This is a genomic window from Streptomyces sp. NPDC091649 (genome assembly GCF_044756785.1).
Taxonomy (GTDB): Bacteria; Actinomycetota; Actinomycetes; order Streptomycetales; family Streptomycetaceae; genus Streptomyces.
The window spans coordinates 134,834-159,777 of record NZ_JBIVTR010000012.1; the positions used below are offsets into that span (position 1 = coordinate 134,834).

Here is a 24,944-nt window from a genome sequence, read left to right on the forward strand (position 1 = left end):
GTCAATGTGCCCGCGGGTCAGTCGGCCGTTGGACACGCCGCTCGGCTCGGCTCAGCTCAGCTCAGCTCTTCGGGGCAGGGCGTGCCCGGCGTCAGCTGGTACGGGGCCGCCAGCCGGTACACGCCCGGGCGCGGCGCGAGCAGTTCGGTCCACTCGTCGCCGTACGGGCCCTCCTCGACCTTGTTCAGGCAGCCGTGGGTGTTGACGAAGGTTTTCGGGGCGGTCTCGTCGGCCGCGGACCGCTCCTTCGACTCCTCGGTCTCCTGCGGGCGCTCCACACTCTTGCCGTCCTCGTCGACGAGCGCGAGCCAGCGCGTGTACGGGATCCGGATCAGCACCCGGCCGGCCGACTTCACGGTGATGGTCAGCTCGCCCGCGCCCGCCCGTTCCACCATCGCGGGCGGATCGGCGAGGGGCACCGGGTCCAGGACCCGGAAGAGCTTCCAGTTCTCGTCGCTCCAGATCTCTCGCAGATACGGCTGCCCCTGCTCGACCAGCTGCGCCTCCTGGACCGCCCCGCTGGAGTCCGGCCGGTCCTCGGGGAGCACCACGTAGTGCACGGCCCAGCGGTCCAGCCACTCCCGGTAGTTCACCGGGTCGAGCGTGTCGTCGTAGAAGAGCGGGTTGCGCTTCATGTCCGCCTGGCGGTTCCAGCCGCGGGCCAGATTGACGTACGGGGCGAGTGCGGACGCCTCGCGGTGGCTGCTCGCGGGCACGACCTCGACCCGGCCGCGTTCGGCCTCCACCTGCTGGAGCTGGTTGATCAGCGGGGCCAGTTCACGGTTCCAGGACGCGGCGGGCGCGGTGCGGACGATGTCGTCGACGCTCTTGAAGCCGATCCAGAAGTTGAGTCCGGCGAAGGCGAGCACCAGGGCGTACCAGCGGCGGCTCCGCGGCACCGCGTAGGGCAGGGCGGCGAGCAGCGCCACCCCGGCGAACAGCATCGCCATGCGCGTGATGTTCGACCCGATCTGCGAGTCGATGACGTACGTGAGCAGCGTGCCGAGTCCGTAGACGGCGGCGGCGGTGCGGACCGTGTTCCAGTCGCGCGGCACGAGGACGTAGACCAGGGCCGCGAAGATGAACGGCAGCGACAGTGTCCCCAACGACATCGGCTGCGTACCCGAGAAGGGGAACAGCCAGGCGGACATCCCCACCACGGCCACCGGGGCGAGCCCGATCGCGTACGCGCCGGGGCGTCGTTTGTGGAGGAACAGCGCCGCCGCGACGACGCCCAGGAAGAGTCCGGCGACCGGGCTGGACGCGGTCGCGAGCGCGGCGAGCGGGGCGGCGACCCCGGCCTTGGCCCACCGCTTGTACCGCCACCGGTGGGGCCAGCAGAACACCGCGGCCACCGCGCCGACGGCGAACATCATGCCGAGCCCGAACGTCACCCGGCCCGACAGCGCGTTGCACAGGAAGGCGAAGACCGCGGCGAGCGAGCAGGCCAGCGGATTGCGGACGGCCGGCACCCGCACGAGGATCAGCGCGGTGAGCGCGGAGGAGAGCGTGCCGGCGACCATCATCGTCGTGCGGACGCCGAGCAGCGACATCAGGTAGGGCGAGACCACGCTGTACGAAACGGGGTGCATGCCCCCGTACCAGGCCAGGTTGTACGCCGTACCGGGGTGCCTGCCCACGAACTCGGCCCAGGCGTCCTGTGCGGCGATGTCGCCGCCGGTGTTGGCGAAGAAGAAGAACCACAGCAGGTGGACGGCGGCGGCCGCCGCCGTCGCGATGGTGACGGGGTGCCGCAGCATCCGTCGGACCGGGGTGGACGCCGGCGCGGGGGCGGCCGGTTCCGCGGAGGGTTCGGGAGACACGGGAGACCCAGGGGAAGCAGGGGGAGCAGAGCCGGCAGGGGAAGCAGAGCCGGCAGCGGAATGAGACGAGTTTGGGGGAGCAGAGGTGCCGCGGGGAGCGGAGAGGTCGGGGGAGGCGACGGAGCCGACGGAGCCGGCGGAGGCAGGCTCGGGAGGCTCGGGGGAATCGGGGCGAACAGGGGTTTCCGGGATGCGGGGGGACGGCACGCGAACCTGCGGGGTGTCGCCCCCGGCCCCGGTGGTTTCGTCCGCCTCGCGGCCGGGCTTCGGCTCCGCGGTGGTCACTACGGCTCTCCCCGTCCTCCGCGCCGGGCCCCGGGCCCTTCAAGGACCCGTCCCAGCATCCTTGAGTTGTCCGGGGACGCTAACACGTACCTCCGACACGTATCTCTGTCATAAACAGGGAGGGGCGGGCTGCGCCGCCCGCCCCTCCCGTGCTCCGGCGTCTCAGCCGATCCGGGTCAGCTTGTCGCCGAAGGCGGCCTCGGTCAGGTCGCTCTGCAGCACCACCGGCGCCGTGACCTTCCCGGGTCCGGTGCCCACGGTCACCATGCCGACCTCGCTCCCGGCCTTCGCGGCGTGGTCGATGCCCTCGCCGTTGTCCGTGACCTCGAGCTCGACCTCCAGGCCGGACCAGCCGACCGCCTTGAGGTTCTTGGTGGCGACTACCGGGGTCTGCGCGCCGAACCCGTTGTCCACGTACCCGACGACATCGCCCTTCTTCACCACCGTCGCCGAGGTGGCGGCCTTCTGCGCGTCCTTGATCAGTTTGAGACTGTTCTGCAGGGACAGCTCCAGGCTGTCGTAGACCCGGCCGGTACCGGCCTGCTGGCCCATGACCGCTCCGTAGATCCACAGCATCTTGCCGTCGACCTTGGTATTCGCGGACCAGAGCAGGTTCCCGCCCGCGGGGGTGGAGGACCCGGTCTTGATGCCGCTCACACCCGGCTGAAGCAGAATGTTGTTGTTGTTGTAGATCATGCCGTCTATGCCCTCGATCTTGATCTGGGGCATGTCCACGATCTTCCTGAAGACCTCGTTACGCATGACCGCCTGCGCCAGCTTCAGCTGGTCGGTGGCGGTGGAGACCGTGGACTTCTTCAGCCCGCTCGGGTCCGTGTACGTCGAGCCGGTCATCCCGAGCTCCTTCGCCGCGTCGTTCATCTTGTCGAGGAACGCGTCCTCGGAACCCGCGTCCCAGCGGGCGAGCAGCCGCGCCGCGTTGTTCCCCGAGGGGATCATCAGCAGCTGAAGCATCTGCCGCTGGCTGAGCCGCTGCCCCTTGGTCAACGGGGCCGTCGACTCGTCGGGTCGCTTGGACTCGTCCTCGGCCTGCTGGTCGACAGTGATCGTCTCGCCCTCCTCGTCGCCCTTGAGGGGGTGCTCCTGAAGGATCACGTAGGCCGTCATGACCTTCGCGACGCTCGCGATCGGGGCCGGCTTCTGCGCGCCCTCCGAACCGAGGGATCCCACGCCGTCCACCATCACGGCCGACTGGCCCTGGCCCGGCCAGGACAGCTCCGTCGCGCCGCCCTCGAAGGTGTACGTCGGCTTCGCCGTCAGCTCCAGCGAGGGCTCCGGCAGCGGGCGCATCACCTGCACGATCGCAAAGACGATCAGCAGGAGGAGCACCAGCGGGGTCCAGATCTTGACCCGTCGGACGGCGGTCCGGACCGGGGTCTCCGGGGGTGGCGGGGTGTTCGTCAGCTCGGCCAGGAGGTCGAGCGGCGGCCTCGGCGGCAGCGGCTGCTGCCGGGTCCGCTCGGCTGCCGCCCAGGACGGGGCGGCGGGCGCCGTGGGGGCCGAAGAGCCGGTCTCCGGGGTGCCTGCGGACGCCTCGTGCGCCGCGGACCCTGCCTCCCCGGGCCGGGCCGCGGTCCCGGGCTCCGGCTTGCGGGGCGCGGGGGTCGGCCGTACGACGTCGGAGCGCAGCGGCACGAACGTGCTCGTGCGCTCGACCTCGTTCTCGGGGCTGCTTCCGCTCTCGCCCGGGCTCCGGCCCTCGTTCCGGTCCTGCTTCTTGTCCCGGTTCGCGTCCCGGTCCGTGTCCCGGTCCGTGTCCTGATTCTTGTCCCGGCTCCTGCCCTCGCTCCGGCTCTCGCTCCCGGACTTGTCCGCGCCCTGGCTCCCGCTCCCGGACTTGTCCGCGTTCGGGGGGAGCTTCAGCGCGGTCGTCGCCTGGTCGACCGGCTCGGCCGACCCGGCCGTCCTGCCCGGCTTGACCGCCTTGAAGATCGCGGTGGGCTGATCGATTCCTTGCAGGTCGGAGGCATCGTCGGCGTCCGGCTCGGACATGCGCTCGGGCTTTGGCCCGGTCGGGGACGTGGGCTCGGGCTTCGGCTTGTCGTCCGGCTGCGGCTCCGGCTTCGCTTCGGCCTCAGGCTTCGGCCCGGTCTCGGACCCTGCATCGGACACCGCGTCGCCCTCGGCGCGAGCCGTCGGCTCGTCCTCGGCCGCGGCGTCGACCCAGGCTGCCACCGCAGCACGCAGCCGGCCGTCACCGGGCTCGGTCCCGGGACCGGGCTCGGGTCCGGCCTCGGGCCGGCCTGCCGGTCCTTCCACAGACGCCTTCGCCCCGGACGCCTCCGCGGCCGTGTCCGGGCTCGTGCCGCCCTCGGCGTCGCCCGTGCCCTCCGAAGGCGTGGCAGCCGCCCCAGGGCCCGTGGAAGCGGTCACAGCCTCACTCACGGGCTCGGACTCGGGCTCCGGCTCGGACTCGGGCGCGTGTCCAGGCCCGGACTCGCCTTTCGGCCCGGGCTCGGACTTCGACTCGGGCTCCGGCTCGCCGGTCCCGGAAGGGGGCTGAACATCGGACGCGCGCCGCGCGGCGTCCGCCGGAAGACGGGGGCGGAACACAGCGGTCGCCGTGTCGGACGTAGCGCCCGTGCCCGCGCCGCCGTTCGCATCCCTGCCCGTATCCGCGTCAACCGCGTCCGTGGCGCCCGTATCCGCGTCAACCGCGTCCGTGGCGCCCGTATCCGCGTCGCCCGTGCCCGTGTTCCCGCTGCCGCCCGCGTTCGTGTCCTCGCCCGTCTCCGTCTTCGTGTCCGCGCCGGGGGCACGGAACACGGCGAAGCGCGGGTCGCGTTCCTCCGCAGCCGTCCCCGACGACTTCTGCTGCTCCGTTTTGTCGGGGGACTCGCCCGCCACCGATGCCTCCTCATGCGCTGCGGGGCCACCCCGCGCTGTCCGAACCATCTACCAGTGTCCTGTGTGAACCCCTGGCCGAGCTGCTAGACGAGAACGACATACCTACTGGTTCCCATACAAAGCAGTCAGGCGCTCTCGACAGACCAATGTGAGAGGGGTCACCCTGTCAGACATCCACGCGGGGAGGCATGGATGGGCAGGAGCCGCAGAACAATCCCGGAGGAGCTTCTGTTGCTCGCTCTGGACCCGACCACGGGTACCACAGCGCAGCCGCAGTCGCTCGACCTCGGCCTGGCCGGGGCACAGCTAGTGGAGCTGGCTCTGGCAGGACGGATAGCCCCTGACGGGGATCGTATCGCCGTGGTGATGCCACGGCCGACAGGAGATCCGACTCTGGACTCCGCACTGGAACTGCTGCGCCGTCGTGGCAGCCCGGTCCGGGCGGTCCACTGGATCGGCGGGCCCCGCCTGGGGCTGCGCCAGATCTACCTCGCTCATCTGGAGCGGTGCGGCATGGTTCATGCCGTGGCGGGCCAGATGTGCGGAGTGCTGCCGACGACTCGCTACCAAGCGACGGAGACGGCGATCAGCCGGGACATCAGGAACCGGCTGGACAGTGCGATCCGCACCGGCGTACCGCCGGACCCGCGGACCGCGGCACTCGCCGCGCTGGCCCACGCGGTCGGACTCGGCAAACATCTGTACCCCGGGAACGAGGGGCGTTCATCGCGCTCCCGGCTCCGGGACCTGATCAGGCACGACCCGATGGGCGGACTTGTGGCGCACGCCGTGATGGACGTCCAGAACGGTGTGGCCGTCCAGCCGCGCCGTACGCAGCAGCAGGCAGCGGGCGTTCCGTTGCAGCCGCAAGCACAGGCCCGTCGCGGCAGCATGGCGCACACCGCCGCGAGCTGACCGCAGGGCCTGAGAACAGCACACCGCCGTACCGTGGTCCCGTCGTCACAGGACCCGGTCCGGGAGCCGCACCACGCACGGGGCAGCCGGTAGTCACCATCACCGGCTGCCCCGTGCGCTTGTGCGCCGTCGCGCGCACCGGTGCGTACGCCCCCGCTGCCCGCGTGTGGCCGTTTCCCAGCGCGGCCGGGGCAAGGGGTGGCAATCTGCTGAGCAGTAGATACGCACAGCTACATAGCCGGAGGTGCCGTTTCCGTGCCGTCCAACGTCAATCCCACTGTCAGGCGACGCAGGTTGGGCCAGGAATTGCGCCGCCTGCGCGAACTCAAAGGCATGACGGCCGAGGAAGTCGCGGAGCGGCTGCTGGTCTCGCAGTCGAAGATCAGCCGCCTGGAGAACGGCCGCCGCTCCATCAGCCAGCGCGATGTACGCGATCTCTGCGGGGTGTACGAGGTCGAGGACCACCGCATCGTCGACTCGCTCATGCAGATGGCGAAGGACTCCCGCCAGCAGGGCTGGTGGCATGCCTTCGGTGACATCCCGTACAGCGTCTACATCGGCCTGGAGACCGACGCGGAATCCCTGCGGGTGTACGAGCCCCAGATGGTTCCGGGCCTGCTCCAGACCCGGGCGTACGCCGAGGCGCTGATCAGCGGAGCCCTGCCCGAGGCCCCTCCCTCGGACATCGAGAAGCGGGTCAACGTACGGTCGCGGCGGCAGGACCGGGTCAACGCGCCCGACAACCCGCTGCGGCTGTGGGCCGTGATCGACGAGTCGGCACTGCGCCGACGGGTCGGCGACAAGCAGGTCATGATCGAGCAGCTGGAACACCTCGTCGAGCAGTCGCACCTGCCGCACGTCACCGTGCAGGTCCTGCCGTTCGACATGGGCGCGCACCCGGGCATCAACGGTCAGTACGCGATCCTGGAGTTCCCGGACGCCGCGGACTCCAGCGTCGTCTACATCGAGGGCGTCACGAGCGATCTCTACCTGGAGAAGGCGAACGACGTGCAGCGCTACAGCGTGATGTACGAGCACCTGCGGGCGCAGGCTCTGAACGTGGAGCAGACCCGGGAGTTCATCAGCAAGATCGCCAAGTCGTACACGAGTTGAGCCGCCGCGCACGAGCCGGTCCGGGCCGAGCGCCTCTCGCCCCGGCCGGCCGGAGCGGCCCCGAACCGCCCGGCCGCCCGAGCCACCCGGGACGCCTGGGCCGCCTGGGCCGCCTGGGCCGCCTGGGCCATGGAATGCCGAGGCCACTTGGGACGCCTGGGCCGCCGAACCTCCGGAGCCGCCCGAGCCACCCGGGACGCCGAGCCGCCGAGCCGCCTGCCGGAACGAGCAGGCCGAGCCGCCTGGCGAAGCCATCCGTCCGCCTCTGCGGCACCGGCGGATTCAGGACACCCGCACCCGCGGCCGCAGTGGAATCCGGGAAGCATGAGCGAGCGGCGGCGGGATAGTACACCGCCACCCACTCGCCACGGAAGGTCTACTGGGGAAGGATCATCCGGTCGAGTGAACGACCATCTCATGGACGAGGCTTGGCGAGTAGCGTCGATCACGCCAATCGGAATCAGGTTGGTGCGACTCACCCAACTCTCTGAACCGGAGTGAACATGGCAATTCTTGAGGGTGCTACGGACAAGTGGACGAAGTCGTCGTACTCCGGGGGCAACGGCGCATGCGTCGAAGTCAAGTCCCCGGTCGCTCTGTCCATCGCCGTACGTGACTCGAAGGCCCCCGAGGGCCCCGCGCTCACCTTCGTCCCCGGTGCGTGGAACGCGTTCGTGCGTGACGTCGCCACGGGCACGGCCAGCGCCTGATCGCCGCGCATCGCCACTGATCAGCAGCGCTGATTCAGGCAGCACTGATCACCACATCACCGCATCACCGCATCACCGCATCACCGCATCACCGCATCACCTGATGGAGCCCTCTCGACCGGTTCGCCGTCCTGGCCGAGGGGGCTCGGCACGATCCGGCACCCTCTCCCGGTGTCGCCGCGGCCGGACACCGCGGTCGGGCACCGCAGCCGGACGCCGCGTCCGGTCAGCGCAGCTGGTCGACGTACCGGTCCGTACCCGGCACAGTCGGTACGAACGGGGCGACCAGTTCGACCCGCCCGAGACCGCTCTCCGCGACCGCCGCGTCCAGGCCGGTGAACCGCCCCTCCCAGCAGGCCCGCGGATCTTCCTGGAGAAACCACAGCAGCGTCAGCCGGGTGCCGACCCCTTCGACCTGTTTCACGTACGCCATCCGGTCGCCGGGCAGCGGCGTCGGCCGGAACACCGTGACCATGGCCGCCGGCGAATCCTTCAGCCGCTTCGGAAGATGGCGCGAGCGCAGCCATTCCAGCAGCTCCGCCCGTTGTCCGGGTCCCTCGGCGTCGATGACCTGGAGGACGAGACCCGCGTACGGGTGGTCGAGAGCGCGTGGACGTCCCGGGGGCCGGCGGCCCCGTCGCGGTAGACGGTGGCCTCGTGGTCCTGGAAAGCTGTGAAGACGTGGGTCCGGTTCCGGTAGACACGGCCGTCCCGGTTCAGTCGCTTGTTGATGGCGACGGTCCACTTCATGTGGTCGTCGTAGCGCCCCTCGGTCACCCAGTACGTCGACAGGTAGCATCCCGCGCCGACCGGCCGGGCGACCGCCGACTCCCGTGGATACCGCAGCCCCCGAAGGTCCTTGGTGGCCACCCAGCGCCGCCCGGCGAATATCCACGGCATCGCCGTCGCACCCGCGTAGTAGTGGTCGTCCTCGTACCAGCGGTTGTACGCGTACTCATGTCCCGGATGCGGTTCGACCATGGTGATCAGGGGGTGCCCCGGCCGCACTCCGTACGGCCCCGCCCCCGCCAGTTCCGCGTACCACTCGCTTCCCGCCCCGCCGCGCGCCGCCCCGTCGAGCGCCGCTTCATCACGCGCCGTCCCGGCCCCATCGGTCATCGTGCCGCCTCCCTCTCTCTTCCATCAGGTGCCGCGCCCGTCTACCCTGACGCACCGTCAATTCAACTGCCAGGGCCGGGGGGCACGGATGTCGCTCGCGGGGAAGACCGTCATCGTGTCGGGTGTCGGCCCGGGGCTCGGGCGCCGGGTCGCGGAGACCGTCGTGCCGGACGGCGGGCGCGCGGTGCTCGGTGCGCACGGCGGGGAACCTGGCCAAGGTGGCGGCGGAGATCGACCCGGGGAGCCGGCACACGGCCCACCTGCCGACCGACATCACGGACGAGGCACAGTGCGCGGCGCTGGCCGCACTGGCGGTGGAGCGGTTCGGTGGCATCGACGCGGTGGTCCATGTCGCCGCCCTGGACAGCCACTTCGGCGGGCTCCAGGACGCGGACTTCGCCACCTGGCGCTCGGTCATCGATGTGAACCTCCTGGGCACACTGCGGATGACCCGGGCGTGTCTGCCCGCCCTCAAGGACGGGGGCGGTTCGGTGGTGGTGATCGGCACGCAGTCCGCGGTGGCCGCCCCCTCCCAGGTGTGGCAGGCGGCGTACGCGGCGTCCAAGGGAGCGCTCACCTCGGCGATGCACTCCCTGGCCCGGGAGCTGGGGCCGGACCGGATCCGGGTCAACACCGTGCTGCCGGGCTGGATGTGAGGGCCGCCGGTACAGGCGTACGTCCGGTTCGCCGCACACTCCGAGGGCGTACCGGAGTCCGAGGTGCCGGCCCGGCTCACCGAACGGATGGCACTGCCGGAGCTGGCCACGGACCGGGACGTGGCGGAGGCCGTCGCCTTCCTCGCCTCCGACCGGGCTCGGTCGATCACCGGTCAGTCCCTGCTGGTCAACGCGGGTGAGCTGATGCGCTGACGCGCAGATGTACGGAATGCACCGACGCGCGGGCGCACAAACGCACAGACGCGCAGACGCGCAGACGCGCAGAGGCGCAGAGGCGCCGGACGTACAGAGGCGCCGGACGTACAGAGGCGCCGGACGTACAGACGTACAGACGTACGGAATGCTCGGACGCGCCCGACGTACGGACTCGCCGCTGATGTACGAGCGCGCTGACGTACAGGCGCGCCGACGGCGTGCGGGCGCGTTCGACGGTGTTGTGCCCGGCCGCCGTTGAGCCGTTCGGTCAGCCGCGCGGGTAGCGGGCCAGCCAGCCCGGGGCTACGGCCGTCGGGCTGTGCAGGGCGGGGCCCTGGGTCATCTCCATCGCGAAGTCGTCGGCCAGTTGGAGGAGCGTGGCCCGCCCTTCCAGCTCCACCAGCCAGGCCGGCGGCAGCGCGGTCTCGCCGTGCAGCGCCCCGAGCAGCGCGCCGCAGACGGACCCCGTGGCGCGGGAGGGGCCGCTGTGGTTCACCGCGAGGCGCAGCCCGTGCCGGATGTCCTCGCTGACCAGCGCGCAGTACACGGCAACGGCGAGGACCTCCTCGGCGGCGTCGCTCGCGCCCAGCGCCTCGATCAGCGCCGGACCGGGGATGCCCTGCCGCACCGATCCCAGGGCCTGCCGCAGGGCCTCGGTCACCGGCTCGTGGCCGGGGCGTTCGGCGAGCAGGGCCAGCGTGTGCTGCACGGAACCGTCCAGGCTCTCCCCGCGCGCCAGCCCGTGCACGAGTACGGCGAAGGCTCCGGCGGCCAGTTGGGCGGTGGGGTGGCCGTGGGACTGGGCCGCGCACTCGACGGCCAGCTGGAGCACGAGCCCCGGCTCCCAGCCCACGAGGAGCCCGAACGGCGCGGACCGGGTGAGCGCGCCCGCGTCCCGGGCGGTGGGGTTCTTCGGGCGATCGAGGGTGCCCATGACGGTGTCGCCGAAGCCGCCCAGGCATTCCCGGGCGGGGGCGCGGCGGGCGTAGAGCCATTCCTCTGCGGCCAGCCAGCCGTTGTCCGCACGCCGCTCGTCGGGCCCCCAGTCGTGCTGGGTGGCGGCCCAGCGCAGATGGGCCCGGTGCACATCGGTGGGCGGGTGCCAGGCTCCGGTGTCGCGACGGACCTGGGCCCGGATCAGTCCGTCGACGGTGAACAGGGTGAGCTGGGTGAGGGCGGTGACGGCGCCGCGTCTGCCGTGCGCCGGGACGTAGTCGGTGACCCCCTCGCCTCCGTGGGCGGCGCGGATCTCCTCCAGCACGAGCCCGCTGACCCCGGCCCCGAGCGCGTCCCCGACGGCTCCGCCGAGCAGGGCCCCGCGGACCCGGCTGCGGAAGTCCTGCTGCTCGGCCCGGCCCCAGACCGCCGTGGTCCCTGTGCTCACCCCGCCCCCCTCCCCGTCCCTGCCCGTACCCGGCACCGGGTGCGTCCGCGCGGGCCCGGGTGCGGGCGACCGCGCAAGCACTGTAATCGAACGGGAACGGGCGGTAGAGGGGGCGATCTGAGTACGTGCGGGTATGTCGACGGACGTCCCGCAGGTCGTTTTTGACCGGTGCGGTGAGGCTTCCGCCCTCAGATCCGCCTGCGGTCGGTGATCAGCTCCCCGCACCTCTCGCGCGTCCCGCCCTACGGCCCGGCCACCGCCCCCAGCCTCTCCCGCTGCGCCCGCGCCCATCGGTACCCCGGGTCCAGCTCCAGCGCCCGGTCCAGGTCCGCCAGCGCCTCCGGGACGCGGCCGAGCGCCTCCTGCGCGAGGGCCCTGCTGCCGTGCGCCCAGGCGTAGCCGGGGTCCAGGGCGAGGGCCCGGCCGTAGCAGGCGACGGCTTCCTCGTACCGGCCCGTCGCCCGGTACACCTCGCCGCGCTCCCCCTCGGTCCCGGCCAGACCGGGGGAGATTTCCTCGGCCCGGTCCAGGTCGGCGAGGGCGCCCACCGGGTCGCCCAGAACGGTGCGGACCCGGGACCGCCGCACCAGCGCCCAGGTGTATTCCGGCCACAGCGCGATCGCCCGGTCGAAGTCGTCGAGCGCCTCCTCGGACCGGCCCAGCACATGGCGTACCAGGCCCCGGCTGCCCAGGGGCACGGCGTCGGACGGGTCCAGGGCGTGCGCCCGGTCCAGGACGGCCAGGGCCTCCTCCAGCCGGCCCATCCGCCGGTACGTCTCACCTCGCTCACGCACCACCCAGGCCCAGGCGGGCGCGATCTCCTCGGCCCGGTCCAGGTCGGCGAGGGCCTCCTCGTGGCGGCCGAGCGACCGCAGGATCACCGCCCGTCCGTGGTGGGCGCGTTCGCTGCTCGGGTCCACGGCGATCGCCCGCCCGTGGTCGGACAGCGCCGCGTCGGTCTCCCGCGCCCGGAAGCGGTCCCAGGCCCGGGCCACGAGCGCCGCCGCCCGGTCCCTGTCGGTCAGCTCCGCCCGGGTGAGCAGCAGCCCGAGGGCGGCGGTGGGGCGGGGCCCATGGTCGGTCACCGCCGCGAGCAGGTCCCGGCCCCAGTCGCGGAGCGCGGCGCTGTCGGCGTCCTCGCCCGCCTCCACGAGCGTCCGGGCCCAGTGGCGGGCGGCGGAGGGCTGCTGCCCGCACAGCGCGATCCCGGCCCGCAGCGCGTCGGGCAGCGCGGCGCGGGGGCGGGCGCAGAGCCGGTGGTACAGGACGTCGAGGGCGGCCCGCCGCCACGGTTCGTCGGCCCAGAGGCGTTCCGGGTCGACGCCGTGGGCCGCCGCGTCCCGCCGGGCGGCGAACGCGTCGGCCAGCCGGTCGTGCGTCCCCGTCCACCGCTGCGGGGAACCGGTGCGCTGGAGGCGGAGCATCGGGGCCCGGACGACGGCGTGGTAGCGGGAGCGCCCGGTGTACGGCTCGGCGACGAACGGCAGTTCGTGCAGCCAGTCGTAGAGCCCCGGCACGGCGTGCGGCCCGTCCTGCGGTACGGCGACGGCGACCAGGTCCTCGTCGAACCGGCGGGGCAGCGCACAGGCGAGCGCGGCCGCCCGGCGGACCGGGTCGCTCTCGCCCGCGAGGAAGCGCTCGACGGCGGTGGCGTTCGCCTCACCGGCCGCGCCGGGGTTGGCGGCGAGCGTCGACACCAGGACCGGCAGCCCGCCGGACAGCCGCAGCACCTCCCGTACGGCGGGCTCCGCCACCACGCCGCGCTCCGTGAGGAGTTGGCGCGACTCCTCCTCCGTGAAGGGCCCCAGCGGCACGTCGGCGACGAGACGGCCCCGGTCGCCCCAGCACACCGGGTCGAGGCGGCGCTGTCCGGCCAGGGTCAGGACGAGGTTGGCGGGCAGTTCGCCGTACCGGCCGGGCGTCAGCAGGTCCGCCAGCCACCGGTCCAGCTGGGGCGCGGTGCGCTCGTAGGTGTCCAGGAACAGGGCGACCCAGGGCACGGTGTCCGCGACCCGGTCCAGCTCGGCGACGAACACCGGCGTGAGGACGCCCACCGGTTCCGCCAGCAGCCGGGCCTCCTCCTGCTGCCGGGCCCGCCCCCCGAACACCGCCCGCAGCCCGCCCGCGCCCCGCGCGACGACCGCCGGGTCGATGCCCCCGGCCAGCGCACCGACGACCGGTATCGCCCCGGCCGCGATCAGCCCGGCCTGCGCGGCGGCGAGCGCCCCGGGCGAAGGGCCCCCGGTCGCGGCCTCGCCGTCCGTCGCGAGCCGGCCGGCCGCGTCATGGAGCGCGCGCCGGTACGTCGCGAGCAGCCGGTCCAAAGCCTTGAGCGGACAGCCCTGCTCGGCGAACTGTCCCGCGATGGCGGCGAGTACGTCAGGCACCGAGTCGGCGCCCTCGTCGACCCAGGCGGTGACGGCCCCGAACTCCCGCGCGGCCTCCCGCCATTCCCGTACGAGCGAGGTCTTGCCGACCCCCGCGTTGCCCCGCACATGGAAGACGAACCGGTGCCGGGGGTCCTCGGGCGGCCGGGCGAAGTTAGCGCGGAACAGGTCTAGTTCGGCCGTACGCCCGACGAAGGCGGCGCGGCGCCGACCTTCGACGATCTGCTGGAGGGAGAGCCGGCGAGGGCTGGACGGAGGCATGGGTCCAGTCTGTCAGCGGACCCGGGCGCGGGGAGCCGCCGCCCAGGAGCGCGGAGGACCACGAAGCGCCCGCCCGACGCCTCGCCCGCGACCCGGTGACAGCGCCGCCGCCGGCCGCACCGGTGGGGGCGCGGGCCCTGGCGCCTCCGCTGGGCCGCCGGGAAAGTGCGTAGCGGCGCGGGCACCGCCGCCGTAGGCTTCCGTGCGGGGCGGGGCCCGTAGCGCAGTGGTCGTCGCGCCTTCACCGCATGTGGGAGCACGCCGGTTCGAATCCGGTCGGCCCCGTCCTGTCGACCGCCGGGATGCACCGCGCCTACTCGACCGCGCCTTGAGTACCGAAGCTCATGAACCCGCGCCGGTCGCTGACTAGCGTGCCGCGTATGGACCCGGAAGCGACCGCAGCAGACACGCCGCCCGCGAACGCCTCCCCCGGCGACGCTGCATCCGCCACCAGCTCGCGGCGGGCACGCGGCTGCGCGATCGCGGTGGCCGCCCTCGTCGTCCTCGTCCTCATGGGAGCGGCCGCGGTCGCGGAGTTCGAGAAGAACCTCACCGCCGACGGGCGGAAGGAGCAGCCCGGCCGTTCGGGCGGCGCGGACCATCCGCACGGGGCCGGCGCGACAGCCCGGTACGAGGACGGCCTGCGGGTCACCGTCAGCCGCCCCCGGCCTCATGGCGACGGCACCTACAGCCTCACCGTGACCTTCGAGAACGGCACCGGTGACGAACTGCGGCTCGGCGAGGACACGTTCCCCGCTCCCCTCGTCGTCCGGGCCGGCCCATCGGGCGATGACGACGACAGCGGCTACGACATGTCCTGGCCGCACAAGGACCAGTCCACCGCCGCCCTCGCGCCGCCTCTCGCCGAGGGCGACGAACGCGAGGTCCCGATCCGCCTCAAGTCGTCCCGGCACGGCATTCCGGTGACGGTGGAGATCACCCCTCCGGGCGCCGCCTACCGGGAGACCGCCCATTTTCAGCTCACTCTGGGCTGAGCCGGTCCCTTCACAACCTGTCCCGCGCCTCGGCCCACGCACGGGCGGCCGTCACGTCCTGAGTGGCCATGGTCGGGCAGCCCCAGAGATTCTCGCCGCTGTGGATCGCTTGCGCGCGCTCCGCCGGGATGTCCGCGGGTGCCACGAAGGCGAGGCCGCGGCAGAGCGCGGTGAGCCCGGGCCGGATCAGCTTGAGGGTCCGGATGCGGTCGGCGGTGGAAGTGGCGGGGGCACCGGATGCCACAGGAGCGCGCCCCTCCGGTGGCCCGGGCATCAGGAGGACCGCCGTGAAGGGCTCGGCACGCTCCGTCAGCGCACGCAGCTCGTCGAGGACGAGCGCCTGGGCCTGCTCCACGGGCAGCTGGGAGGCGTCGATCTCTCGTGGGCCGGGTGCCGTTCCTCGTACTCGCCGGGTGTCCATCGGGCGACCCTAACAGGATTAGTGACCAGCGGTCACTAATGAGGGTGCGACCGTGCCTGCGTACGCTTGCGCCGATGAACAGCACCGGAAGGAACGGGCCCGGGCGGCCGCCGCGGCTGAGCCGGGAGCTGATCGCCGAGGCCGCCCTGCGAGGGGGCGTCCAGACGCTCACCATGCGCGCGCTCGCGGCACGACTCGGGGTCTCGCACGCGGCGCTCTACCGGTGGGTGCCCGATCGCGACGGCGTCCTGGACCTCGTCAGCGAGGTCATGGTCGGGCGCGTGCTCCCCGAGGACGACCCCGGCGCGGGGACCTGGCTCGACTGGCTGGCGCGGCTGGCGTGGGCGATGCACGACGAGTTCCTGGCGGTACCGGGATACGCCGCCCATGTGGCCCGCCCGCACCGCCACCACCCCGCGTCCTTCGAGCGGCTGCGCCAGAAGGCCATCGCCGCGTTCCGCGCCGGGGGCGCCGACGCGGAACAGGCAGAGCTGAACTGGAACCTCTTCGGGCTCGGCGTAGTCCGCTGGCTGGCGGCCGCGGGCGACGCCCCGGAGGAGCCGCCGTTCGGCCTCTACCTCGACACGCTGCTACGCGGCCTGCCCCGCCACGGCGACGAGCGCCATACGTCCCGGCATATCCCGCACACCGCCCGGCCCGGGCGGGCGGGCACGGACGCATGACCTTCTCCGCGCTCCTCGCCCACGGCCGGTGCGTGCGCCCCGGGCATCGCCCACGGCCGGTGCGTGCGCCCCGGGCATCGCCCACGGACGGCGTGTGCGCCCCGGGCATCGCGCACGCCCACCCTTCGGCTTCCGGCTTGGAGGCCGTGAAGCTCCCGTCAGGCCCAGGGGTCGAACGGGATTCCGGCGGGCTTGGAGCTGTCGAGGAGGCGGCGGAAGCGGTCGTCCTTGTCCGTGACCTTGATGGTCGCGGCCCCGAAGTCGGCGTTCATGAGCCTGTCGCGCAGCTCGGTGCTGGGGAAGCCGTTCCAGTCGACGACCGGGGGGTAACGCCAGTTGCCGTAGTGGTTCTCGGGCGGCTCGTCATTTCCGTTGGCGAGGCGGAAGAAGTGCGTGCTCCAACCGTCCTTGTGGTAGACGGCCTTGGGGTGCGTGCCGTCGAACCGGACCTGCGAGCGCGGATAGGTCTTCACGGTGCTGTGCTGGGTCGTCGATACGTAATCCACCCGGTCGGACCCCTGGTTGACCCAGGAGATCACGTGCTCGAAGTCGTGGCGGTGGCCACCGAGTCCGCTGCCGTGGACGGCCTGGTCCTTCTCGAAGTAGCTCGCGTAGACGATGGCGCACCAGCCGTTGTTGCACTTCGAGCGGGCGTAGGTCTGGGAGTTGTCCAGATCCCACCGGTCCCGGCAGCTTCCGTTGATCGCACCGGTCGTCCTCAGCCCCGTCGCGAGCGTGCCGTCCGGGCCGATGGCGGGGGTGGCGTAGCAGCCGTCGCCGTCGTAGTCGAAGGCCGGCGAGAACGTCTGCTCGTAACCGCCGGCGTTCTGGGGAAGGTTGCCCGGCGGGTCGGCGTGGGCGGCGGACGCGGTGCCCAGCACGAGGAGGCCGGCGGCGGCGAGGACGGCCGCGGTGCGGGCGACGCCGTTGCGGGCGCGAGTCGATCCGGCGGAGCGGTTACGAGCGGCGCCGTCGCGGGCCGCGATGCCGGCACGGGCGCTGACGCGACTGTTGGCGCGATCGCTGACGGGAAGTGGAGCGTTCACGCCGCCGGCGCCGGCACCGGGGCTACCGGTGGGCATGGGCGGTATCGGCGGAGTTCGCATGTTTTCTCGCTCCTGACTCATCTGACGTAGCAGCACATGAGGGCGGGGGTCGACCCTCGCAAGTGTTGCCCGGGTCATGACAAAGAGAAACGAAGGATCGCCTCTCACCTGTCACCTGGCAGGCGGTTCTCGCCCTCCCGGCGAACGATCAGGGAGCGAAGATAACGTGGGGGAACAGGCGGCCCCATCGCAGACGAAGAATCGACGCACGGCCCCACGGAGGGCCTATGGTTTGGGACGGTCGAGAGCAGGCGTAGGCAAGGACGCGGCAGGACGCGAGTTCGGCGAACGCGGCCAGCACGGCGCGCGACAGCGGGTCCAGCTCGCACGGGTCCTTGACGGACCGGGCGTAGTCGGCGGCGACGGCGTCGTACGACTGTCGTGTCGTGTCCAGGTGCGAGGGTTCGATCACGGCGCAACGCTATGCCGAGCGACGTCGCGGGATCCACGGGCGGGTGCGGGTATCGGTGTGACCGAGTTGCGCCCACCCACCTCCGACGGCTTCATCCGACACACGGGTTGCTAACGTGCAGGGTGAAGAGCTCTTGGTCGGCCGCGCGGGGGGACGGTTCAGTTCATGGCATGGGACGAGTGGGAACAGCTCAAGAGCGAGGCGGCCCAGCGAGACTCCGCCCGCATGCGGCTCAACGAGGCGACGCCCGGTGGAGGCGGCACGGCGGGCGACGGTGATCTGGTCGTCCACGACGACGAGCTGGGCAAGATGGGCAACACCGCCTACGAACTGCGTCAGAAGTTCGGCGTGGACAGCGACTTCGCCCGCCCCAGCACGTTCACCGCGTCGATCGACCTGTTCAACGACGGGCTCGACATGGGCGCGGCCCTGACCGAGCTCCATGACGCGTGGAACACCCAGGCCGGGACGCTCAAGGACGCCTGCGCGCACATCTCCAACCACTTCGACTTCACCCGCGCGCAGCACGCCAAGGACCAGGTCCAGGTCGCGACGAGCCTGCCCGTGTCGAAGATCGACGACTACATCAAGTAACTATCGCAAACCGGGAAGATCCGGCGAACAGCACACGGGGGCTGGGCAACGCATGGCGACCGAGACGATGACCGCGCAGGAGCTGACGGACCTGCGCCTGGGCACACTCGACACGGCGGTGGCGGACTGGGAGACCATGGCCAAGCGCCTCAAGACGCTCTCCACCGGTGACGGGGGCGGGGTGAACGCCAAGAGGCTGGAGACAGAGGCGAAGGCCGCTGACTGGCAGGGGCTCAATGCCACCGTCACCAAGGAGTTCGTCACCAAGACGGCGATCGAGTTCCAGGACGTGGCAGGCCAGGCCACGAGCGTGCTCGGCATCCTGCGGGACGCCGGCGCGGCGTTCAAGAAGCACAAGGCGGACCTGCGGACGGTCATCGACGACGTCGCCAAGCAGAACATCTACATCAACGCCAAGGGCGGTGCCGTCGCTTCCGTGCCCTCGGGCGCCGCGGCAGGCACCGGGGACATCCACAACCCCAGCGACGAGGAACTGGCCGTCGCGGCACGCCGGGTCAAGCGGGTCCTCTGGGAGGCGAGCGAAACGGACCGGATCGCCGCTCGCGCCCTGCGCGCACTCGCCAAGAACAAGCACGACTTCACCGGCGACGGCCCCGGCGGGCTCAAGGAGGCCGACGACCGGCAGGGCAGGGCGGACGCCGACTACTGGGCGAAGAGGGTGAAGGAGAGCGACCCCGGGGAGTGGAGCGACAAGGACGTCGAACGCTTCAACGAGACGCTGATCGACCAGCGCGACAACCCGGGGTTCAGCGAACGGTTCGCCACCACGCTGGGCGCGGACGGCACACTCCAGTTCTGGCGGGATCTGGCGGCTCCGCCCGGCGGTGCGGTAGAGGGCGAGCGGGCGAAGGTTCTCGCCCAGGTCCAGGACAACCTGAGCATGACCCTGGCCAACGCCTCACACAGCGACAGCCCGGCCATGGAGACCTGGAAGCGGGATGTGATCGCCGCCGGGGACAGGCCGTTCACGATCCAGACGCTGCCCATGGGGCCCAGCGGCTTCCAGGTCATGAGCAGCCTGATGGGCAAGGGCAAGTTCGACGACGAGTTCCTCAACGACTACGGCACGGCCCTGGTCAAGCACGAGCGCGAGTTCCCCGGGGACCCGGACGTGGCCTGGCGCGACACGGCCAACCTGAACTACCCGCCGACCGACGAGCCCAACGACCCCTTCGCCGGTTTCATGGAGGGCCTCGGGCATAACCCCGAGGCGTCCCTCGAATTCTTCAACGACTCCATCGAGGCGGGCGGCAAGGACCTCGACAACTGGGACTACCTGGTGGCCAAGGGCGACGACGCGCGCGAATGGCCCGTGGGCGAGAACGGCAAGCCGCTCGGCCACGACGCGTTGGGCCACGCCCTCGAATCGGCGACGATCGGCACGCCGCACGACTCGGACGCCACACCGCCCAAGCACTCGGCCGGCAGCGCCGAACTCGTCAACCGGATCGTCGCGGAGTTCGGCGAGAACCCCGGCCGTCTGGACGGCTCGGCCATGAACGACAGCCTCGGGAACATCAGCGCGGAGTACATGCGGGATGTTCAGGATGCGGTGGGCGGACGCATCGAGGTCAAGACGTACGGCAGCAACGCCGATCTGGAATACCTGGCCGATCAAGGGCAGCTGGCCCGCTTCCTGGGAGCAGTGGGGAAGGACCCCGATGCCTACGGTGCCATCGTCGCGTCCCAGCAGGCCGTCAGTACAGAACTCATCAACGACGCCTTCCACCAGCGAGACTCGTACGGGGACGTACTGCCGGAGGAATTGAGCAACCGCATAGCCCCGGGAGCGGAAATTGTGGGGATCATGGCTGATTCCCGGACCCAGGCGGTGTACGACGACAAAATCGCCTCGGACGCAGAGTTCAACAAGGGCATCGAAACCGCCGACAAGTGGGCCGGTCGCGCGATCGACACCGGCCTTTCCCGGTTCCCGGTGGCCGGGGATGCGGCAGGCTGGATCATAGAAGACATCCGCGGGGCAATCGTGGAAAACTACACTCGAGATTCAAGCGAAGAAGCCGGAATGAAGAGGGAGGAGTTCCTGTCCGTGCAGCGCTCCGGATCCGCGGCGGCCATGTACGACGCAACGTATACAGCAGCGATCGAGGCGGGCATGAGCGAGACGCACGCGAAGACCGTGGCCGGCAGCGCGTCCCAGCAGGTGAAAGACAGTTACGGTCAGGGACGGCAATAGCCTTGACAGCGGGCTGTGCCATGCGAGCAGGAGGAAATTCGTTGCCGGAACGTGCAGTCGGACACAGGAAGCTCGTTCTGGTGTCCGCGATAGCCTTGACCGCTGTAGTCGCGCTAGGCGTCTGGAAGGTCTGGCCTGCCGCCGATTCGGTCATAGCCGTACCGGACCGTGTGTGCGACGCCTCCATCGACGGGAGCCTCGTCAGCCCCCTCCTCCCTGAGCGCGGGGAGCCTTTCAAGGAAGAACGCTTTTCCTATTTCGGACAGGGGAGCATCTCGGCCCCCGGCAAGTGCTATTTGTCCGCAGGAGGCGAGCAAGTAAGCATCGCTTACGTGCATATTCTGTCTCCCGAAGACTACTCGCGCGAGGACATCGAGCGGGACGCCGCCAAACCCGGTAGCACCCCTGTGTCGCTGGGAAACGCAAAGGGCTATGCCGACGCCCGCTCCGTCTCGCTCTTCACCGGCTGCCGCAGCGAGGCGGGACGCGAAACGCTGGTGGAGGTGAAGACGTCCATCAGCGACAGCACGAAGGACGAGACCGCCCTGCGAAGGGCAGCTGCCTTGACCGCCGAGGTCTCCCGTTCGGTAACTCCTCGCATGAAGAGTTGCACGGCCGAGGCACTCCCCCAGGGAGATCCCACCCTCGGCTGAGTCCAACGTGGTGAGCAGGCTCGGGGGCGACCAGCTCAGGACCTCGGACGCCCGTGACGATGCCGTGGTGTCCGCACCCGCTCCGTGGTGGCTCCGTGCCCGAAAACCGGGAAGAACTACATCCTCGACCTGGACCCGCCGCCTACCGAGAGCGACCACAGCGACGACCTGGAGCGCTTCGTCAGCTCCTACCTGCCGACCGGCCTCGCCGCCATGGGCTGCCGAGCCGAGGGGGAAGGGCAAGGGCGGGAGTGAGCCGAAGAGGAAGGGCGGGAGCCCGCCCCGCCCCGCACACCGGCCTCCCCCGCCCCTCAGCTCGGCAGCACCGGCAGCAGTTCCGGCAGGTGGCCGTCCGAGGCCGTGGCCGCCGCGACGCGTTCGGCCGGGACCTGCCCGTACAGGGTCGTGCGCGGGCGGGAAGGGCGGCCCGCGAGCTCGGCGATGGCCTCCAGACCCTGGATGGAGCGGTACGAGCCGTAACTCGACCCGGCCATCCGGGAGATGGTCTCCTCCATCAGCGTGCCGCCCAGGTCGTTCGCGCCGGAGCGCAGCATTTCCGCGGCGCCTTCCGTGCCGAGCTTCACCCAGCTCGTCTGGATGTTGGCGATGTGCGGGTGGAGCAGGAGCCTCGCCATGGCGGTGACGGCCCTGTTGTCGCGGTCCGTCGGGCCCGGGCGGGCGATGCCGGCCAGGTAGACCGGGGCGTTGGTGTGGATGAAGGGGAGGGTGACGAACTCCGTCAGCCCGCCTGTCTCCTGCTGGAGCCGGGAGAGCGTGCGGAAGTGGCCGAGCCAGTGGCGCGGCTGGTCCACATGCCCGTACATCATCGTCGAGGACGAGCGCAGACCCACCTCGTGCGCCGTTCTGATGACCTCCAGCCAGGTGGCCGTGGGCAGCTTGCCCTTGGTGAGGACCCAGCGGACCTCGTCGTCCAGGATCTCCGCCGCCGTGCCGGGGATCGAGTCGAGCCCGGACTCCTTGGCGGCGGTCAGCCAGTCGCGGATCGACAGGCCGGTGCGGGTCGCCCCGTTGACGACCTCCATGGGCGAGAACGCGTGGACGTGCATGCCGGGGACGCGTTCCTTCACCGCACGCGCGATGTCGAAGTACGCCGTTCCGGGCAGGTCCGGGTGGATGCCGCCCTGCATGCAGACCTCGACCGCGCCGACGTCCCACGCCTGCGCCGCCCGGTCCGCGACCTGGTCCAGGGAGAGGGTGTAGGCGTCGGCGTCCGTGCGGCGCTGGGCGAAGGCGCAGAAGCGGCAGCCGGTGTAGCAGACGTTGGTGAAGTTGATGTTCCGCGTGACGATGTACGTGACGTCGTCGCCGACCACGTCCCGGCGCAGCGTGTCCGCGATCCGGCACAGCTCGTCCAGCGCCGGGCCGTCCGCGTGGAGCAGGGCCAGTGCCTGGTCGTCGGTGAGCTTCGCCGGGTCGTCGGCGGCCTGGCTCAGGGCCTGGCGTACGTCGGCGTCGATGCGGGAGGGGACCATGCCGGGGGCGGCGGCCTCGCGGAGCGCCTCCCAGTCCCCGTACACCTCGTCGAAGTCGTCACGGCGGTCGCCGGTGCGGCCCTCGGTGTCGATGGTGGTGTGCAGGTCGGTGCGGCCCGAGGAGGTGAAGCCCTCGTCCGGCTCCTGCCAGGGCAGGCCGGCGGGGATCACGTCCTCGCGCGCGAGACCCGTCTCCGGGTCGGCGAGGGCGCGGACGTGCGGGAGGAGGCGGGGGTCGAGCCACGGCTCTCCGCGCTGGATGAACTCCGGGTAGATGGTGAGGCGTTCGCGGAGCTGGAAGCCCGAGTCCGCCGTCCTCCGCGCCAGTTCGTCGATGTGCGGCCAGGGGCGCTCGGGGTTCACGTGGTCGGGCGTGAGCGGTGAGACCCCGCCCCAGTCGTCGATGCCCGCGCCGATGAGGAGGGCGTACTCGGCGTCCACCAGGTTCGGCGGGGCCTGGATTCGGGCCGACGGGCCGAGGATGTGCCGGGCGACCGCGATGGCGGCGGCCAGCTCCTCCAGCTCGGCGTCGGGCATCTTGCGCATCGCCGTGTCCGGCTTGGCGCGGAAGTTCTGCACGATGACTTCCTGGATGCCGTGGTAGGCCCGGGCCGTCTTGCGCAGCTCGAAGAGGGAGTCGGCGCGCTCCTCGTACGACTCGCCGATCCCGATCAGGATGCCGGTGGTGAAGGGGACGTTGGAGCGGCCCGCGTCTTCGAGGACGCGCAGCCGTACGGCCGGTTCCTTGTCCGGGGAGCCGTGGTGCGGACCGCCCGGCTCGGACCACAGGCGGGTCGCCGTCGTCTCCAGCATCATCCCCATCGAGGGGGCGACGGGCTTGAGGCGCTGGAGGTCGGTCCAGGTCATCACGCCCGGGTTGAGGTGGGGCAGCAGACCCGTCTCCTCCAGGACCCGGATCGCCATGGCGCGTACGTACGCGAGCGTGTCGTCGTACCCCTCCGCCTCCAGCCACTCCCGCGCCTCGGGCCACCGGTCCTCGGGGCGGTCCCCCAGCGTGAACAGCGCTTCCTTGCAGCCCATCGCCGCACCCTCGCGGGCGATGGCCAGCACCTCGTCGGGCGAGAGGAACATGCCGTGGCCGGCCCGGCGGAGTTTGCCGGGCACGGTGACGAAGGTGCAGTAGTGGCACTTGTCGCGGCAGAGACGGGTGAGGGGGATGAAGACCTTGCGCGAGTACGTGATCACGCCCGGCCGGCCCGCCGCCTCCAGCCCCGCGTCCCGGACGCGGGCGGCCGACGCCGCGAGGTCCGTCAGATCGTCGCCGCGCGCCCGGAGCAGGACGGCGGCCTCGGTGACGTCGAGGGCGACACCGTCACGGGCGCGTTTGAGCGCGCGCCGCATGGCGTTGGAGGTGGGGCGTCCGCTCTGAGCATCGGTCATGGACCGAGCATACGAGCGAGGCCGGTGCGCCGGACGGGGGCACCGGGTCGGGATCGACCGGTCGCGGGGTGCTCGTGGTCACTCGTGCGGGCCGACTCACCCGGATGAGAGCCCGCCGACGGTGCCCGCACGCTTAATGTCGGAACGGTGATGGAAACGATCGTCCTCGACATCGGCGAAACCCTCGTACGCGACGACCGGCACTGGGCGTCCTGGGCCAACTGGCTCGGCGTACCGCCGCACACGCTCAGCGCGCTGGTGGGCGCGGCCGTCGCCCAGGGCCGCGAGGCCACGGACGCGCTGCGGATCCTGCGGCCCGACATGGACGTCGAGGAGGCGTATCGCGCACGGGCCGCCGCCGGGCGCGGAGAACACCTCGACGAGTCGGACCTCTATCAGGACGTCCGGCCCGCGCTGGGCGAACTGCGCTCCGCGGGCATCCGGGTCGTCGTGGCGGGGAACGGCACGGTCCGGGCCGGGGAGCTGCTGCGGGCGCTGGACCTGCCCGCCGACCTGGTGGCCACCTCGGAGGAGTGGGGCGTACGCAAACCGGACCCGGCGTTCTTCGCCCGGGTGGCCGAGGTGGCGGGCGCGGCCCCGGAGGCGACGCTGTACGTGGGCGACCATCCGGCCGACGACCTGTTCCCCGCCGCGGCGGCGGGGATGCGGACGGCGCATCTGCGGCGGGGGCCGTACGGGCACTGGTGGGCGGACCACCCGGACGTGGTGGAGACGGCGGACTTCCGCATCGACGCGCTGACGGATCTGGCGGGGTTGGCGGGATCGTCCCAGACCGCTGACCCGGAGGAGTCGGACGCGCCGGATGTGCCGGACGCGTCGGCCGGTGAGAGGCAGAAGGTCGTGCGGCGCGGGGCGTTGAGGTCGGTGCGCTGAGGGTTGACCCGTAATCCCTGATGGATCGGCGCGCGCGGCGTCGGATGAGGTGCATCGCAAGGCGGAGAGGCGTCCGCATGCCGGATGCATACCGTCCCCGCCACCGCCTTCCCCCGCCACCGCCTTCGCGGCGTTCGTCGCGGGCGTCCTGGGCGTCCTGGGCGTCCTGGGCGTCCTGGGCGTCCTGGGCGGGACGATCGACACCTTCTGACGAACGAGCGGCAGGATGCCCCGCCGTGCCGCGCGTGGCGGGGCATCCTGCCGCTCGGCCGGCCCGCCTCCAGGGCGGGTCGCCACACTCCCGACTTCCGGGCTGCGGCGAGGACGGGAACAGCGCGCC

Annotated in this window: 18 protein-coding genes, 1 tRNA gene and 3 pseudogenes; 13 read left to right on the plus strand and 9 right to left on the minus strand. The window is 71.6% G+C overall.

The features are described from left to right. Nucleotides 1-56 precede the first annotated feature (56 nt). Together ACIQMU_RS21155 and ACIQMU_RS21160 are read right to left on the minus strand one after the other, a co-directional pair. Nucleotides 57-2,108: an MFS transporter gene (locus ACIQMU_RS21155; protein WP_402689440.1), complete on the minus strand. Its 2,052-nt coding sequence runs from the start codon at nucleotides 2,106-2,108 to the stop codon at nucleotides 57-59. A 162-nt stretch (nucleotides 2,109-2,270) separates the two neighbouring features. Next, entirely contained in the window at nucleotides 2,271-4,973 is a 2,703-nt protein-coding gene (locus tag ACIQMU_RS21160; RefSeq protein WP_402689441.1) for a serine hydrolase, read from the minus strand. 192 nt (nucleotides 4,974-5,165) lie between these two features. Here ACIQMU_RS21160 and ACIQMU_RS21165 point away from each other — a divergent pair, with 192 nt between their 5' ends. From ACIQMU_RS21165 to ACIQMU_RS21175, 3 genes are all read left to right on the plus strand, one after another. After that, nucleotides 5,166-5,888 carry a GPP34 family phosphoprotein gene (locus ACIQMU_RS21165; protein ID WP_352240093.1) on the plus strand — a complete coding sequence of 241 codons (723 nt, stop codon included), beginning with the start codon at nucleotides 5,166-5,168 and terminating at the stop codon, nucleotides 5,886-5,888. A gap of 255 nt (nucleotides 5,889-6,143) precedes the next feature. After that, entirely contained in the window at nucleotides 6,144-7,001 is an 858-nt protein-coding gene (locus ACIQMU_RS21170; protein WP_352240094.1) for a helix-turn-helix transcriptional regulator, read from the plus strand. Nucleotides 7,002-7,504: 503 nt separating this feature from the next. Then, a complete protein-coding gene (locus tag ACIQMU_RS21175) occupies nucleotides 7,505-7,711 on the plus strand; it encodes a DUF397 domain-containing protein (RefSeq protein WP_352240095.1) in 207 nt (68 codons plus the stop codon). A 226-nt stretch (nucleotides 7,712-7,937) separates the two neighbouring features. Here ACIQMU_RS21175 and ACIQMU_RS21180 read toward each other — a convergent pair. Next, nucleotides 7,938-8,830, minus strand: a pseudogene (locus tag ACIQMU_RS21180) (hypothetical protein). An 88-nt stretch (nucleotides 8,831-8,918) separates the two neighbouring features. Here ACIQMU_RS21180 and ACIQMU_RS21185 point away from each other — a divergent pair. Continuing rightward, nucleotides 8,919-9,699: pseudogene (locus tag ACIQMU_RS21185) on the plus strand (SDR family oxidoreductase). 271 nt (nucleotides 9,700-9,970) lie between these two features. On the opposite strand, the gene ACIQMU_RS21190 reads toward ACIQMU_RS21185, so the two are convergent. Beyond that, nucleotides 9,971-11,086: an ADP-ribosylglycohydrolase family protein gene (locus ACIQMU_RS21190; RefSeq protein ID WP_402689442.1), complete on the minus strand. Its 1,116-nt coding sequence runs from the start codon at nucleotides 11,084-11,086 to the stop codon at nucleotides 9,971-9,973. A gap of 242 nt (nucleotides 11,087-11,328) precedes the next feature. Further along, nucleotides 11,329-13,734, minus strand: coding sequence for a tetratricopeptide repeat protein (locus ACIQMU_RS21195; RefSeq protein ID WP_402689443.1), 2,406 nt, complete (start codon nucleotides 13,732-13,734; stop codon nucleotides 11,329-11,331). A 211-nt stretch (nucleotides 13,735-13,945) separates the two neighbouring features. On the opposite strand from ACIQMU_RS21195, the gene ACIQMU_RS21200 reads away from it, so the two are divergent. Next, nucleotides 13,946-14,019: transfer RNA gene (locus ACIQMU_RS21200), tRNA-Ala, on the plus strand. A 95-nt stretch (nucleotides 14,020-14,114) separates the two neighbouring features. Beyond that, nucleotides 14,115-14,729 (plus strand): hypothetical protein, encoded by a 615-nt coding sequence (locus ACIQMU_RS21205; protein ID WP_352240098.1) that lies wholly within the window; start codon nucleotides 14,115-14,117, stop codon nucleotides 14,727-14,729. Between the two features lie 10 nt (nucleotides 14,730-14,739). Here ACIQMU_RS21205 and ACIQMU_RS21210 read toward each other — a convergent pair whose 3' ends face one another. Continuing rightward, nucleotides 14,740-15,150, minus strand: a complete 411-nt coding sequence (locus tag ACIQMU_RS21210; protein ID WP_352240099.1) for a hypothetical protein — start codon at nucleotides 15,148-15,150, stop codon at nucleotides 14,740-14,742. A 74-nt stretch (nucleotides 15,151-15,224) separates the two neighbouring features. On the opposite strand from ACIQMU_RS21210, the gene ACIQMU_RS21215 reads away from it, so the two are divergent. After that, the gene (locus tag ACIQMU_RS21215) at nucleotides 15,225-15,833 is read left to right on the plus strand and encodes a TetR/AcrR family transcriptional regulator (protein WP_402689444.1); all 609 of its coding nucleotides are present in this window, start codon (nucleotides 15,225-15,227) and stop codon (nucleotides 15,831-15,833) included. Between the two features lie 158 nt (nucleotides 15,834-15,991). Here the strand turns inward: ACIQMU_RS21215 and ACIQMU_RS21220 are convergent, their stop codons facing one another. Beyond that, a complete protein-coding gene (locus ACIQMU_RS21220) occupies nucleotides 15,992-16,939 on the minus strand; it encodes an NPP1 family protein (RefSeq protein ID WP_402689445.1) in 948 nt (315 codons plus the stop codon). A gap of 277 nt (nucleotides 16,940-17,216) precedes the next feature. Beyond that, nucleotides 17,217-17,351: pseudogene (locus tag ACIQMU_RS21225) on the minus strand (SAM-dependent methyltransferase); the annotation flags it as partial. A 165-nt stretch (nucleotides 17,352-17,516) separates the two neighbouring features. Between ACIQMU_RS21225 and ACIQMU_RS21230 the strand changes: the two are divergent. The 4 genes from ACIQMU_RS21230 to ACIQMU_RS21245 all read left to right on the plus strand — a co-directional run bounded on the left by ACIQMU_RS21230 (nucleotide 17,517) and on the right by ACIQMU_RS21245 (nucleotide 21,071). Beyond that, nucleotides 17,517-17,945 carry a hypothetical protein gene (locus ACIQMU_RS21230; RefSeq protein ID WP_352240102.1) on the plus strand — a complete coding sequence of 143 codons (429 nt, stop codon included), beginning with the start codon at nucleotides 17,517-17,519 and terminating at the stop codon, nucleotides 17,943-17,945. A 52-nt stretch (nucleotides 17,946-17,997) separates the two neighbouring features. After that, nucleotides 17,998-20,163: a DUF6571 family protein gene (locus ACIQMU_RS21235; protein WP_402689446.1), complete on the plus strand. Its 2,166-nt coding sequence runs from the start codon at nucleotides 17,998-18,000 to the stop codon at nucleotides 20,161-20,163. 80 nt (nucleotides 20,164-20,243) lie between these two features. After that, nucleotides 20,244-20,816 (plus strand): hypothetical protein, encoded by a 573-nt coding sequence (locus ACIQMU_RS21240; RefSeq protein ID WP_402689447.1) that lies wholly within the window; start codon nucleotides 20,244-20,246, stop codon nucleotides 20,814-20,816. 84 nt (nucleotides 20,817-20,900) lie between these two features. Further along, the gene (locus tag ACIQMU_RS21245) at nucleotides 20,901-21,071 is read left to right on the plus strand and encodes a hypothetical protein (RefSeq protein ID WP_402689448.1); all 171 of its coding nucleotides are present in this window, start codon (nucleotides 20,901-20,903) and stop codon (nucleotides 21,069-21,071) included. Nucleotides 21,072-21,127: 56 nt separating this feature from the next. On the opposite strand, the gene ACIQMU_RS21250 is transcribed toward ACIQMU_RS21245, so the two are convergent. Next, a complete protein-coding gene (locus ACIQMU_RS21250; RefSeq protein WP_402689449.1) occupies nucleotides 21,128-23,710 on the minus strand; it encodes a bifunctional FO biosynthesis protein CofGH in 2,583 nt (860 codons plus the stop codon). Nucleotides 23,711-23,860: 150 nt separating this feature from the next. Here ACIQMU_RS21250 and ACIQMU_RS21255 point away from each other — a divergent pair, with 150 nt between their 5' ends. Both ACIQMU_RS21255 and ACIQMU_RS21260 read left to right on the plus strand, forming a co-directional pair. After that, complete coding sequence (locus tag ACIQMU_RS21255; protein ID WP_352240197.1) at nucleotides 23,861-24,604, plus strand: HAD family hydrolase; 744 nt, start codon at nucleotides 23,861-23,863, stop codon at nucleotides 24,602-24,604. 49 nt (nucleotides 24,605-24,653) lie between these two features. Continuing rightward, nucleotides 24,654-24,815, plus strand: a complete 162-nt coding sequence (locus ACIQMU_RS21260) for a hypothetical protein (RefSeq protein WP_402689450.1) — start codon at nucleotides 24,654-24,656, stop codon at nucleotides 24,813-24,815. The last annotated feature ends 129 nt before the right edge of the window (nucleotides 24,816-24,944 follow it).